The organism is Devosia ureilytica (assembly GCF_024273195.1).
Lineage (GTDB): Bacteria > Pseudomonadota > Alphaproteobacteria > Rhizobiales > Devosiaceae > Devosia > Devosia ureilytica.
Genome location: NZ_JAMZCU010000001.1, coordinates 536,441 through 549,173, shown reverse-complemented (window position 1 = coordinate 549,173; position 12,733 = coordinate 536,441). Strand labels below are relative to the sequence as shown.

Annotated in this window: 15 protein-coding genes; 7 read left to right on the top strand and 8 right to left on the bottom strand. The window is 60.9% G+C overall.

Features of this window, described 5'->3' with window-relative positions:
• The first annotated feature begins 3 nt into the window (after positions 1–3).
• Complete coding sequence (locus tag NIM87_RS02650) at positions 4–903, top strand: polysaccharide deacetylase family protein (protein ID WP_254673069.1); 900 nt, start codon at positions 4–6, stop codon at positions 901–903.
• Between the two features lie 359 nt (positions 904–1,262).
• Here the strand turns inward: NIM87_RS02650 and NIM87_RS02645 are convergent, their stop codons facing one another.
• From NIM87_RS02645 to NIM87_RS02635, 3 genes are all read right to left on the bottom strand, one after another.
• The gene (locus NIM87_RS02645; protein ID WP_254673068.1) at positions 1,263–1,706 is read right to left on the bottom strand and encodes a YiiD C-terminal domain-containing protein; all 444 of its coding nucleotides are present in this window, start codon (positions 1,704–1,706) and stop codon (positions 1,263–1,265) included.
• Positions 1,703–3,085, bottom strand: a complete 1,383-nt coding sequence (trmFO, locus tag NIM87_RS02640; protein WP_254673067.1) for a methylenetetrahydrofolate--tRNA-(uracil(54)-C(5))-methyltransferase (FADH(2)-oxidizing) TrmFO — start codon at positions 3,083–3,085, stop codon at positions 1,703–1,705. Before trmFO ends, NIM87_RS02645 begins: the two co-directional genes overlap by 4 nt.
• 142 nt (positions 3,086–3,227) lie before the next feature.
• Complete coding sequence (locus NIM87_RS02635; protein ID WP_183309465.1) at positions 3,228–3,377, bottom strand: DUF1127 domain-containing protein; 150 nt, start codon at positions 3,375–3,377, stop codon at positions 3,228–3,230.
• A gap of 65 nt (positions 3,378–3,442) precedes the next feature.
• Between NIM87_RS02635 and NIM87_RS18540 the strand changes: the two genes are divergently transcribed.
• Complete coding sequence (locus tag NIM87_RS18540; protein ID WP_269467854.1) at positions 3,443–3,565, top strand: hypothetical protein; 123 nt, start codon at positions 3,443–3,445, stop codon at positions 3,563–3,565.
• Positions 3,566–3,577: 12 nt separating this feature from the next.
• Here the strand turns inward: NIM87_RS18540 and NIM87_RS02630 are convergent, their stop codons facing one another.
• Positions 3,578–3,730, bottom strand: coding sequence for a hypothetical protein (locus tag NIM87_RS02630; protein ID WP_254673066.1), 153 nt, complete (start codon positions 3,728–3,730; stop codon positions 3,578–3,580).
• A 263-nt stretch (positions 3,731–3,993) separates the two neighbouring features.
• Here NIM87_RS02630 and NIM87_RS02625 point away from each other — a divergent pair, with 263 nt between their 5' ends.
• Positions 3,994–4,890: a division plane positioning ATPase MipZ gene (locus tag NIM87_RS02625; protein WP_254673065.1), complete on the top strand. Its 897-nt coding sequence runs from the start codon at positions 3,994–3,996 to the stop codon at positions 4,888–4,890.
• Between the two features lie 8 nt (positions 4,891–4,898).
• On the opposite strand, the gene NIM87_RS02620 is transcribed toward NIM87_RS02625, so the two are convergent.
• Positions 4,899–5,315, bottom strand: a complete 417-nt coding sequence (locus NIM87_RS02620) for a winged helix-turn-helix transcriptional regulator (protein ID WP_254673064.1) — start codon at positions 5,313–5,315, stop codon at positions 4,899–4,901.
• 96 nt (positions 5,316–5,411) lie between these two features.
• Between NIM87_RS02620 and NIM87_RS02615 the strand changes: the two genes are divergently transcribed.
• Positions 5,412–5,822, top strand: a complete 411-nt coding sequence (locus NIM87_RS02615; protein WP_254673063.1) for a DoxX family protein — start codon at positions 5,412–5,414, stop codon at positions 5,820–5,822.
• 85 nt (positions 5,823–5,907) lie between these two features.
• A complete protein-coding gene (locus tag NIM87_RS02610; protein ID WP_254673062.1) occupies positions 5,908–8,364 on the top strand; it encodes a beta-glucosidase in 2,457 nt (818 codons plus the stop codon).
• A gap of 1 nt (position 8,365) precedes the next feature.
• On the opposite strand, the gene NIM87_RS02605 is transcribed toward NIM87_RS02610, so the two are convergent.
• Positions 8,366–8,935 (bottom strand): DJ-1/PfpI family protein, encoded by a 570-nt coding sequence (locus NIM87_RS02605; RefSeq protein WP_254673061.1) that lies wholly within the window; start codon positions 8,933–8,935, stop codon positions 8,366–8,368.
• 163 nt (positions 8,936–9,098) lie between these two features.
• On the opposite strand from NIM87_RS02605, the gene NIM87_RS02600 reads away from it, so the two are divergent.
• Positions 9,099–10,256, top strand: coding sequence for a D-alanyl-D-alanine carboxypeptidase family protein (locus tag NIM87_RS02600; RefSeq protein WP_254673060.1), 1,158 nt, complete (start codon positions 9,099–9,101; stop codon positions 10,254–10,256).
• On the opposite strand, the gene NIM87_RS02595 is transcribed toward NIM87_RS02600, so the two are convergent.
• Both NIM87_RS02595 and NIM87_RS02590 read right to left on the bottom strand, forming a co-directional pair.
• Positions 10,253–10,489 carry a sulfurtransferase TusA family protein gene (locus NIM87_RS02595; protein WP_254673059.1) on the bottom strand — a complete coding sequence of 79 codons (237 nt, stop codon included), beginning with the start codon at positions 10,487–10,489 and terminating at the stop codon, positions 10,253–10,255. The genes NIM87_RS02600 and NIM87_RS02595 overlap by 4 nt on opposite strands.
• Complete coding sequence (locus NIM87_RS02590) at positions 10,479–10,949, bottom strand: CAP domain-containing protein (RefSeq protein ID WP_254673058.1); 471 nt, start codon at positions 10,947–10,949, stop codon at positions 10,479–10,481. The genes NIM87_RS02595 and NIM87_RS02590 overlap by 11 nt, the downstream gene beginning before the upstream one ends.
• Positions 10,950–11,148: 199 nt before the next feature.
• On the opposite strand from NIM87_RS02590, the gene NIM87_RS02585 reads away from it, so the two are divergent.
• Positions 11,149–12,714: a sensor histidine kinase gene (locus NIM87_RS02585; protein WP_254673057.1), complete on the top strand. Its 1,566-nt coding sequence runs from the start codon at positions 11,149–11,151 to the stop codon at positions 12,712–12,714.
• Positions 12,715–12,733: the final 19 nt, after the last annotated feature.

Sequence of the window (12,733 nt, the reverse complement as noted above, 5' to 3'; positions counted from 1 at the left end):
ATCATGACCGAGCCCGACATCGACCCCGCCATTATCCGTAGCCGGCTCGACTATTCCCCCATCGTCAAACGGCCGAAACTGCGCCTGCCCAAAGGGGAGCGCATCGCGGTCTGGACTATTGTGAACGTCGAGAACTGGTCGCCGGCCGGCGCTATGCCGCGGGCCGTGCTGCCGCCGCCGATGGGACAACCGCTGCTGCCCGACATTCCCAATTGGGCCTGGCATGAATATGGCATGCGGGTAGGCTTCTGGCGGTTTCTCGAGGTGCTGGGGAAGCGCAATCTGCGCGCCAGCTTCGCCGTGAACGGCTCAGCCTGCAGCGTCTATGAAGCGGCCTGCCGCGCCGCCTATGCGGCTGGCTGGGACTTCATCGGCCATGGCTTCGAGCAGCGGCCGATGCACCGCGTCGAAGACCAGGCCAAGGCGATCAGCGATACCATTGCCGCCATCATCGCTTTGACCGGCGCGCCGCCACGGGGCTGGGAAAGCCCCGGACTGACCGAAACGCTCGATACGCTCGACCTGCTGGCGGCGGCCGGCATTGAATATGTCTGTGACTGGTGCCTTGACGACCAGCCGGTGACGCTAAAAACCACAACGGGCCCCATCGTCTCGGTGCCCTATACAGTCGAGATCAATGATGTGGTCATGTCAGCGGTGCAGGGGCACCGGTCAGACGAAATCTACAAGCGCGGCGTCGACCAGTTCGACCGGCTCTATCTCGAGGGGAAGGAACACCCCCGGGTGATGGCCATATCCATTCATCCCTATCTGACAGGCGCCCCACACCGCATCAAATATCTCGAAATGCTCTACGACTACATCCTGAGCCACGAAGGTGTGGCCATGTTGACCGGCTCGGAAATTCTCGATTGGTTCAAGTCCCAAGACCCTCAAGACTAGACCGTTTCACGTTTAGCTGAACGCGCTGCCCTCTTTCCTCCCTCCCCCTTGTGGGGCGGGTAGCGACGCTAGGCCGACAGTCCATAGCCGAGCTGGGGTGGGGGTGACGCGACCTCCCAAGGCTCCGAGCAAGAGGACATGCCGACACCCCCACCCCCGGACCTACTCCCCGCACACCTCTCCCCCGGAGAGGTTTGCCCCTCGCGACGGGTCGAAGCCCACCCGGGGGAGGGAGGCGATGGAACCGCGTCCGCCTGAGTGTGAAATGATCTAGATACTTGGGGCGTCACACTCAGGTGCCGGTGAATGGTCAAGGAAGGATCAGCCTGAACAGTCGCAATTCGCCCCTGGCGACATGCTTAGCGCTCCAGGATCGCCACGAATTCTCCCGCCAGCCGCGCTGCAGGCTCTCCATTAAACACCAGCGCGGCGTTGACCTTGAGCCGCGCCTTGCCGCGACGGTCCAGCGTATGAAGGAAGCTGGCCCAGTCCGCGCCTTCCAGCCGCGCCACGGCCTGCGCCGTCCCGGCAATCGGCTTGAGATATTCCATCTCGGTGCGGTGAATCACCAGTTGATTGGAAATGCCCTCGGCCTCCAATCGCAGATGCAATACCGACCAGGCCGCGAGCAGACCAAGTGTGGCGGCGCTGCCGCCAAACATGGTGCCATGCACATTGATATTAGGCTCGAGCGGCGCCTCAAGCACCACTTCTTCGACGCTGGCCCTGACGGCGGTGACATTCATCGCCCGGGAGAGCGGAATGTGTTCGTGCAGGAAGTCGGCCAGCGCCGCCGGAGTCATGCCCAGGCCTTGAGGTCTTCGAGCGCCCGCCCGGTTATCGCCCGGCGCTTGGCCATGGTCTTTTCCGGGCCCCGCCACCGTGTTGCTCCCTCAGGCTTGGTGATTGTCACCTCGGGAAACAGGCCGAAATTGACATTCATTGGCTGGAAGCTGCGGGCTCCGCTGTAGCTCTCGGCCTCGATATGCCCGCCGGTGATGTGCCCGATGAGAGCGCCCAGTGCCGTTGTGACCGGAGGCGTATCCATCGATCCGCCCAAGGCATCGGCGGCGGTCATGCGGCCGGTTATCAAGCCAACGGCGGCGCTTTCCACATAGCCTTCAACGCCAGTCACCTGACCCGCAAAGCGGATGCGTGGATCAACCTTCAGTTTAAGGTCCGGTGAGAGAACCTTGGGTGAATTGATAAAAGTATTGCGGTGCAGCCCGCCCAAACGCGCGAACTGTGCCTGTTCAAGCCCCGGGATCATGCGGAACACCTCCGCCTGGATGCCGTAGCGCATCTTGGTCTGGAACCCCACCATGTTCCAAAGCGTCCCCAGGGCATTGTCCTGACGCAGCTGCACGATGGCATAGGGTTTGACCGTCGGATTGCGCGGATTAGTCAGGCCTACCGGCTTCATTGGTCCATGGCGCAGCGTTTCGACGCCGCGTTCCGCCATCACTTCGATGGGCAGGCAGCCGTCGAAATAGGGGACCTTTTCCCAATCCTTGAACTCATGCAGCGGCGCGGTCTTCAGGGCTTCGACAAAGGCGAAGTACTGGTCCTTGTCCATCGGCAGATTGAGGTAATCGGCGCCTGTACCGCCAGGACCGGCCTTGTCATAGCGCGATTGCTTCCAGGCAATGTCGTGGTTGATGCTGTCATAGTGCACGATGGGGGCAATGGCGTCGAAGAAGGCCAGCGAATCCTCGCCGGTCTTTTCGAGCACCGCCTCGGCGAGTGCCGGAGAGGTGAGCGGGCCGGTGGCAATGATAACGTGCTTCCAATCAGCCGGAGGCCAGCCGGCCACTTCTTCGCGGACGACCGTGATATTGGGGTGATTGTTGATGGCCTCGGTAACCGCCCCGGAAAAGCCATGGCGATCAACGGCCAGCGCGCCGCCAGCGGGTAGCTGGTGCTGGTCCGCGGCTCGCATGATCAGCGAGTTGCAGCGTCGCATCTCCTCGTGCAGCAGGCCAACGGCGTTCTGTTCGTGGTCGTCGGAACGGAAACTGTTGGAGCAGACCAGCTCGGCAAAGGAGTCGGTCTCATGTGCGTCCGTGCCTTTGACGCCGCGCATCTCATGGAGAATGACGGTGGCACCGGCCTCGGCGGCTTGCCATGCGGCTTCAGAGCCCGCAAGGCCCCCGCCGATGATATGAATGGGTTCTTTTGACATGGGCAGCGAGATACCAAGCCCGCAGCTCGGGAGCAATCGGCGTTTACGTCGCGCGCATCGTCATTAATGCCTAAGAATCAAAACGCCCGCATCTCAGAGAGAGGCGAGCGTTCGGATTGTAGTGATTGGGCAGACGACGCGATTACAGTGCGTCGGCATGATTGCGAGCAACGCGGCTGATGTCGGTGCGCGAAATGCCCAGGTCATTGAGCTGACGGTTGTCGAGAGCGGCGAGCTCACGCACGGTCTGCTGGTAGGCGGCCCATTTCTGGAAAGTCTTGCGGATGTCCATTGGAAGTCTCCTTTCGTTTGCAGGAACACATATAGCCTCCGCTATCCCGAGCGAGCAGATAGAGAATGATCAAACTTGCCATGCGTTTTGTGCAAGGCTTGGGCAATGCCCATTCATTCATCATTCATATCCAGGACAGCAAAGTGGCCGCCGGATGGCATTCCGGCGGCCACGCAGGATCGGTCTAGGATTAAGGTCGGTCAGCGGTCGAACAGCGACCGCGTCATCTTGGAGAAGTCCGGGCCGGAAATCCCCAGAATATCGGCATCGCGCGTTGAGGGAACGTCCATTTCCCGCAACGTCTGCTTGATGTCGACCAGGCGCTTCAGGCGCCAGACGGCACGAACAAACATGGGCATAGTCCCTTTGCGGTTTTCATAGAGCCATTTGACGATGCGCTGATTTCCGCAGCCGAGCTATCCCCGATCCGGAAGGCGGATCATGCGTTGGCAGCATGGATGTTTCATCATAATGACGCAAATGATGCCCCCATCGCGCCGGCGCTGAGACTGGCAACAGCATTCTTGCCAGGCTCTATCGCAGAGCTGCCATGTTTTTCCTTGTGCGACGCGTGCCAAATCAACACACTCCGGCCAACTGATTTGGGGAGTCGACTGTGCGGCAAGGCGCGCATGTCATTGTTGTTGGCAATGAGAAGGGTGGTTCGGGCAAATCGACCACGGCCTTCCACCTGGCTATTTACCTCCTCTACCAGGGACACAAGGTGGCCTCTATCGATGTCGACAGCCGCCAGCAAACACTGACTCACTATGTCCGCAACCGGCGTGACTGGGCGCGTTCCAAGGGGCTCAGCCTGCCGCATACCACGCATTATCATCTGCCGCTGGCCCGCGGTGATTCCATGCGGGAAAACCACCGCATCGAGTTTGACCTGTTTCGCCAGGCTATAAGCGAAGTCGAAGGTCGCTCCGATTTCATCATCATCGATACACCCGGTTTCGACACCAACCTCGCGCGTCTCGCCCATTCGTTGGCGGATACGCTGGTGACGCCGGTCAATGACAGTCTGATCGATCTCAGTGTCATGGCGCAGATAGATCCGGTTACCGGTGAGCCGCGCGAGTTGAGCCACTATGCGCGGCTGGTGCAGCGCGCGCGATCCGAGCGCCTGTCGATTGACGGCAAGAACATCGACTGGGTTCTGGTCCGTAACCGCATCTCCATGCTGTCATCGCGCAACATGCGCCAGGTGCAGACCATGCTCGAGCGGATCGCCATGCGCCTAGGTTGCCGGGTGGCAGATGGCATAGCCGAGCGCGTCATCTTCCGTTCGCTGTTCGCCACCGGCATGACCGTGTTCGATCCGCTGGATGATGAACTGCTCGGTGGCGTGCCTTCCATGTCTCATATGAGCGCGCGTCAGGAATACCGGGCCCTGGTCAATGCCCTGAACCTGCCGTCCAGCCAACGCACCGAGGCGCGCGCAGCTGTCCTGGCGACCCCGCCCAGGGACGTCAATCGCTTCGCCCATATGGCGCACAACGATTCCTGATTGCCGATCTAGCCGCGCGCGTAGGCGACTTTGCGTGTCGTTTCGGCCGTGATTGCGTCTTCCCTTGCGTCATAGACGGCCCGTGCATCGACGATGGCGTGATGATTCTCCGCCGACCAATCCCACAAGGCGCTGATGGGCTCCTGCAAGGTCTTTCCCAGTTCGGTCAGCCGATATTCCACTCGCGGCGGAACTTCTGGGTAAATGGTTCTGGTTACGAGGCCATCCCGCTCCAGATTGCGCAGGGTCAGCGTCAGCATGCGCTGCGAAACGCCGTTAATCAGGCGCTTGAGCTCGTTGAAGCGCAACGTTCCATTCCGGCCCAGCATGCCGACCACCATGACGCTCCATTTGTCGCCGATGCGGTTGAGCACATCGGACATAGCCGAGCAATTGGCGTGCTGCGATGTATCGGACAGTGACATGGGTGTGCCTCCTTGCATGCGTAACTCAGTCACTAATATAGAGGCAGTTACTTGTTGTGCCTAGTGTGGCAGGCAGTCACGGGGAGGGGGGAAGCCATGAGCCAAACGAATAGCGTCAAGGGATGGAACATTGCCTTGTGGGGAGGGCAGCTGGTGCTGGCCGTTTTTTACGGAATGGCGGGCTTCATGAAGCTCTCCCAGACCATTGAGGCCCTGGTCGCTTCCGGCATGAGCTACGCCGGCGACTACCCCGAATTGTTGACGCGCTTCATCGGCACCATGGAAATTCTGGGCGCAATCGGCATCATTCTGCCTGCGGCCACTCGCATCATGCCCCGCTTGACGCCGCTGGCAGCGCTGGGTTTTGCGGCCATTCAGGTTCTGGCCATGGGCCTGCATACCATGCGCGGCGAATATGGCATCCTGCCCTTCAATGCCGTCCTGCTGGCACTCTCTTTATTTGTGCTCTGGGGCCGTACGCGCAAGGCGCCCATTGCACCGAGGTAAAGCCGTTCTGCCGTTGTAAAACGGTTGACAGTTTGCGGCTGGACTGGCCATCTCCGGCAAAAATCTTTGCCGGAGGAAGCACCCCATGAGCAGCCGTATTGAGCAACTGCTTGCCGAGCTGACGCCTGAAGAGAAGGTCTCGCTGCTGTCCGGTGAAGACTTCTGGTCGGTTCCAGCGGTTGAACGCCTGGGCATCGGCAAATTGCGGGTAACCGACGGTCCGAATGGCGCACGCGGCGGCGGGTCGCTGATCGGCGGTGTCAAATCAGCCAGCTTTCCTGTCGGCATCGCCTTGGGCGCCACGTGGAATGTTGGTCTTGTCACCGAGATCGGTGCGGCTCTGGCCGACGAGGTCAAATCGAAGGGCGCACATGTGCTGCTCGCCCCGACGGTCAATATCCATCGCTCCGTAACCAATGGCCGCAACTTCGAGTGCTACGCCGAAGACCCGATCCTCTCGGCCGAACTCGCCGTCGGTTATATCAAAGGTCTCCAGGGGCAGGGGGTCAGCGCCACTATCAAGCACTTTGTCGGCAATGAAAGCGAGATCGAGCGCACCACGATCTCCAGCGAGATCGGTGAACGAGCCCTGCGCGAAATCTACCTCATTCCCTTCGAATGGGCGGTGAAGAAGGCAGGCACGTGGGGCGTCATGAGCTCTTACAACCGTCTCAATGGCACCTTCACGTCCGAGCATAACTGGCTGCTGTCCACGGTCTTGCGCCAGGAGTGGGGCTATGACGGCATCGTCATGTCCGACTGGTTTGGTTCACACTCGACCGCGGCCACGGTCAATGCTGGTCTCGACCTGGAAATGCCCGGCCCGGCGCGTGATCGTGGCCAGAAGCTTGTTGCTGCTGTCAACGCCGGTGAGGTCTCGGTGGCTATGCTCGATCAGCGGGTGCTGGCCATGCTCCGGCTGATGGAGCGCGTGGGTTCTCTTGATGATCATCGGACATTCCAGGAGCACGCCAATGACCGCCCCGAGCACCGCGCCCTGATCAGGCGCGCCGGTTCGGAAGCGGCGGTGTTGCTCAAGAACGACGGCATTCTACCCCTGGCCGGTTCGGGCAAGATTGCGGTGATCGGCCCGAATGCAAAGACGGCTCAGATCATGGGTGGCGGCTCCGCACAGCTTAATGCGCATTATCGGATCTCGCCGTGGGAGGGCCTTGCGACGGCGCTCGGTGAGGATCGCCTCTCCTTTGCGCCCGGCTGCACCAATCATCGTTTCGAGCCGGTGCTGCGAGGGACGTTCAAGGTCGAATATTTTGCCAATCAAACTCTGGCGGGCGAACCGGCACATATCGGATCGATGGACGACGCCCAGGCCTTCTGGGTGGGCCATGTTGCCGATGGCAAGGTTGACCCGCTGCACTTCTCGGCACGCATATCCGGCGTGTTCACACCCGAGGAAACCGGCGAACACCGCGTCGGCATCTACGCCGCGGGATTTGGGCGTGTTTTCATCGACGGCAAGCTGATCGCTGACGCCTGGACCGGCTGGACCAAGGGGCGCACCTTTTTCGAGGAAGGCTGTGATGAAGTTGTCGGAACGATCAACCTCGAGGCAGGCCGCGCCCATCAGGTTGCGATCGAGTTCTCAACCAAGGAATTCGCAACTCTTGGCCTCGCCGCATTCGCGGTCGGAATTGGCCTGCCTCTGGGCGATGCCGCAATCGCCCAGGCGGTCGACGCGGCCCGTGACGCCGAAACTGCGGTGTTGTTCATAGGGCGTAATGGCGAGTGGGACACCGAAGGCAGCGATCTGCCGGGCATTCTCCTGCCGGGGCGCCAGAACGAGCTGGTCGAGGCCGTTGCCGCTGCCAACCCGCGCACCGTGGTTGTTCTGCAAACAGGCGGACCCATTGAAATGCCATGGGCCGATAAGGTCGCCGCGGTGCTGGAGGCCTGGTATCCGGGGCAGGAGGCCGGCAATGCCATTGCCGACGTTTTGACCGGCGCCGCCGAGCCGGGCGGCCGCCTGCCGCAGACCTTTCCGGTGCGCTGGGCCGACAATCCAGCTCACAGCCAGGACCGCGAGGTTTATCCTGACCTCGAAGGCAAGGTTCGCTACGAAGAAGGAATTTTCGTCGGCTATCGGTACTATGATCGTGTCGGCATGACCCCGCTTTATCCCTTTGGCTATGGCCTGGGATACACCAGCTTCGAGCTCAACGATCTGGTCATCGACGATAGTGGCTTTGAGAGCGACGGAAAGCTGATTGTCTCACTCGCTGCCACCAACACCGGCGATCGGCCCGGCTCGACCGTCGTTCAGCTCTACGTCAGCGACGACAAATCGACCGAGCCGCGCCCGGTTAAGGAGCTCAAGGCTTTCGAAAAGCTCCATCTCGAGCCTGGCGAACAGCGGTCGGTGTCGTTCCTCCTCGATGCGCGGTGTTTCGCCTGGTATCGCGAGGCCGCACACCACTGGCTGGTTGAGGCCGGCGGCTTTACCATTCGTGTCGGCCAGTCATCGGCTGACCTGCCGCTGACTGGCTCAGTAACGCGCTCGACCACGCTGATGCTCGCCGTTTGAGCTAAGCCGCCTGGTGTTCGGCGGCATAGAGTCCGAGATAGAAATCGAGGTCGCCGGTCCGCAGGCCAAGAGACTCAAAAACCGCGCCCATGAAACTCACCGGCGCGGTTCCGGGCGCCGTGACAATGCGTCGATCCAACACCGCGCGGGGAGACCCCACATAATGTGCCGCACCGCCATAACCAGTCGAGGGCAGGCTCTCTGGGCCATTTGCTGTGTGGCGCACGCTGTCCAACAGCCCCGCCCGGGCCAGCGCTATCACGCCGTCGCAAATGCCACCCACCGTTTTGTCGGCGCCATGGGCCGATTGCAAAAGCCGGGTCAAGTCTGGCGCATCCGGGGTCGACCAGATATTGCCACCATTGACCAACAGGGCGTCGATGGCGCCGATATTGATCTCTTCAATCGCCATGTGCGGCATCACCTTGAGACCACCCGCTGAGGTCACCGGATCGCCACCGGGCGTCGCAAACCGGGTTTCCAGGCGATAATAGTCGCGTGCGCCTGCGTTGAGCAGGGCCGTTTCCCAATCGGCAAAGCCGGGCGTCAGTATCGTCACCAGAGTCGTCATCGCGGTTCTCCATTAAGCTGGTGTGAGCTTGCGGGAGCGCGGTGACAGGGCGTGTCAGCACCTTCAAATGCCTGTTAGAGCGCCGCGCCTTTCTTGAGATTGACTGGTCCGGCTGCTAAGAGGGGCGCCGTTCCCGACCGATCCGATCTGGAGTCTACCCCTCTTGACGTTCTTGCGCCGTCTCGCCCTCGTTCTGCTCGTGTCCTTTGCTGGTCTCGCCCAGTCCTTGGCCAATCCCATTCTGGTCGTCGATCGGGCGACCCTTGAGGTGCTCTACGCTGAAGATGCTGGCCAGCCCTGGCATCCGGCATCGCTTACCAAGTTGATGACGGCCTATGTGGTGTTCGAGGAACTCGCCAAGGGCACTGTCACGCTGGAAACACCGGTCAGGATTTCGCGCAACGCCTTCAACCAGGCGCCAAGCAAGTCCGGTCTGCCGGTCGATAGCGCGGTCAGCCTCAAGGATGCGCTCTATATTCTCGTGGTGAAATCGGCCAACGACATCGCCGTGGCGATTGCCGAAACAGTCGGCGGCAACGAAGCCAATTTCGTGGCCATGATGAACAATGCGGCCCAGCGCATGGGTCTGTCGGCCACCCATTATGTCAATCCGCACGGCCTGCATGATCCGGCGCAGGTTACCAGCGCCCGCGACCTGGCCATTGTGGGTCTCTATATCGAACAGTCTTTCCCCCAGTACATGCCCATGTTCGCCACCGGCGTGGTCAATCTCGGCAAGGCGCGGCTGGAGTCCAACAACGGGCTACTCGAAGGCTTTGTTGGCACCAACGGCATGAAGACCGGCTATGTCTGCGCCTCTGGCCTCAACATCGTGGCCACTGCGGACCGCAATGGCCGACGGTTGATGGCCGTGGTGCTGGGAGGTTCCTCGGCCCGTGATCGCAATGAACGCGCGGCGGGCCTCATGCTGGATGCCTTGGCGGGTCGGTTGCGACCCACGGGCCAGAGCGTCCTCGCGCTCGCAAATGCTACCGGCGTGCAGCCGGTCGATATGCGCCCGCGCATCTGTGGAAAGGAAGCCAAGGCCTATGTTGCGGCACAGGAAGCCGCTTTTCCGATGGGACTGAAGGACCAGCCGACCTATCTGTCGGACGAAATCATGCTCAGTGAGTATACGGCGGTGGATCTGGGGCGCATCCGCACAGGCATCGCGCTGCCGCGTCCTCGCCCGGCGCATATCCCGACGGTCAGCGCTGGGTCCACCGTCGAAAGCGCGGCCATCGAAGACGTTCTGCGTCCTGGCATTCCGGTTGGCGGTCTCAACATTGCCTTCCCGCGCCCCCGGCCATCCGATCTCTAGTCGCTGCCAGCCTTGGTCACGGTAAATCGAACAATGCCATCCGCATCGTCTTGTATGTAGGCGTGCCCATTTTGCCGGCAATGGAGCGGAATATCGATCTTGGCCATCGGATCGGTCGTCACCACCACGACCACCGCACCGGGATGAGCATGCGCCAGCTGCCTTTCAAGCTTGAGAACGGGCAGGGGGCATTTCAGCCCCCTTGCATCAATTTCGACGACGTTAGTTGCCAAGGACCAGCACCCAGTAGACGCCATAGCTCGATGAGGGATTGAAGGCGACGGCAACACCGGCCTTGCTGGCCGGAGCGGCAAGGCCCACGGCATCGGCTGCATTGTTTCGCCAGCCGGAGAAGGTCTCGGCAAAGGTCGCATAGCCAGCGCTGAGCTTCATCTGCGCCAGCGCCTGCGGCTTGGTCGGCGCAGTGCCGGTCTGGGCATATTGGCTGGCCAGGGCCTGTGCTGTGCCATTGAGGCCGGCATCCGCAACCAGGGGCGGCATGTTGCGGCTGGCGCGATAGGCATTGATCAGGCCGATAGCCTGCTGGCTGTCCAGCGTGGCATTGGGCTGGTCCATGCGCGCTGAAAGTCCGGCAGATAATGCCGTCGGCGATGCAGCGCCGCCGAAGGATGAACATCCGGCAAGTGCCAAGGTGAGGGCGCCAGCGGCCAGCATCATAGTGAGTTTGGTCATGTCATTCCTTTCGGGCGCCCAGGTGCCGTAGCCCTATCAGTCGCCGCCTTCCTTTGCATTAACGTCGCCAGCCGTCGGGCGCCAAGTTGGCAAAGCAGCCTTTTTGTCTGCCGCGCGTTACTTGCGGGCAGCATCTGTGTGGGCAATCCACTTTGCGTGGCAACGAAAGCCTGCAAAAAAGGGCAGCATTGTGGGGGAGGTGACGCTGGCTGGGGGCAAAAAGGTTCGGTTTGGCGAAGTGCGAGCGACAACCGTCGCCATCACCTTCGTTCTGTCGTGTATGGCGATATTCGCCGGCGTATTCGCATTTTTTGTATTCCAGGCCGTAGGCCAAACCCGCGTGCGGCTTGAGGAGCGATCACAGGCCGCCGCGCAGGTTGTGGCGACCAACGCCGGTTGGGTCGCTCAGGTGGCCAACCAGACCTTGCGCCGGCTCGATGCAGTGCTCGGGCCGGAATTGTCGGGAAATAGCGAAACATTGCAGGCCGCCGTCGAGGGCTTGCCCGCAGACATCGACGTCTACATTATCGACGCCCAGGCCAATACCATCTTTTCCACCCTCCCCGGAGCCGAAGCGGTCAGCGTTGCTGACCGGGAGTATTTCACCGCCCTGCAGGACGGCGCCGCGTTCTACACCTCAGGACTTTTGGTCAGCCGTCTGACCAATCAAAGTATTTTCGTTTTCTCCAAGCGGATCGAGCGGGCCGGCGACTTTGCCGGCGCCATCATGGTCTCGTTCAGCGACGATCTGGTACAGACCTTCTGGTCCTACCTCGATCTTGAGGAGGGCTCCACTGTGAGCCTGATCCGACGCGACGGCCTGCTTATGGCCCGCCACCCTGCAGTTGACGAAGCTGTCGATCTCTCGCAACACCCCCTGATCACACAATATTTGCCCCAGGCAGAGGCCGGTACCTATTTCTCCGAGGCGTCGCCGGTCGATGGGCTTGCTCGGGTTGTCAGTTATCAGAGCGTACCCGGCACCCAGATTATCGCCCTCGCATCGATTGCGTCCAATGCCACTTGGGATGGTCTGCGCAGCGCCATTGTGACCGTGATGATCATTGCCGCGCCAATTCTGCTGGGCCTTTTGGCGGGAGGGATATGGATTGTCTTGCTGCTGCGGCGCGACGCAATAAGGCGCACCGAACTTGAGACTGCCAATGACACCAACATCCTGCTGTTCCGTGAAATCCACCATCGGGTGAAGAACAATTTGCAGTCGGTGCAATCACTTGTCCGCATGCAGGACATGCCGGCCGGGGCCAAGATTGACCTTCAGAGCCGGCTGAGCGCCATGGCGGCCATGCATGAGCACATCTATCAACATGACCGCTACGAGGACATCGACGCCCATGATCTGGTGCAAGTGATCGTGAACGAGGTGGTGCATGCCTATGGCATTGACGCCGAGATCGACTTTGAGCTGGACCACGTTCCGGTGGATCGTGACCACGCGACGCCTCTGTCATTGCTGCTCAGCGAGCTGGTCACCAACGCCTTGAAATATGCCTTCGCAGACGGCCGAGAGGGGACAATCAAGGTCGTCCTCAAGGACTTGGGTGGAGGCCGTGGCAGGCTGGTCGTCGCAGACGATGGAATTGGCATCGGCGAGCTACCTGAAGCGCCGGCCAGCATGGGTCTGCGGCTCGTTCGTGGAGTCGTCTCGCAAATGGGCGGTTCATATCGCTTCGTGACCGACAACGGCACGCGCTTTGAAGCGGAGCTGGCTTTGGCTGTCGCCGGACATCCGACGCGCCAATAATCCCACCACCGGCTGCAAC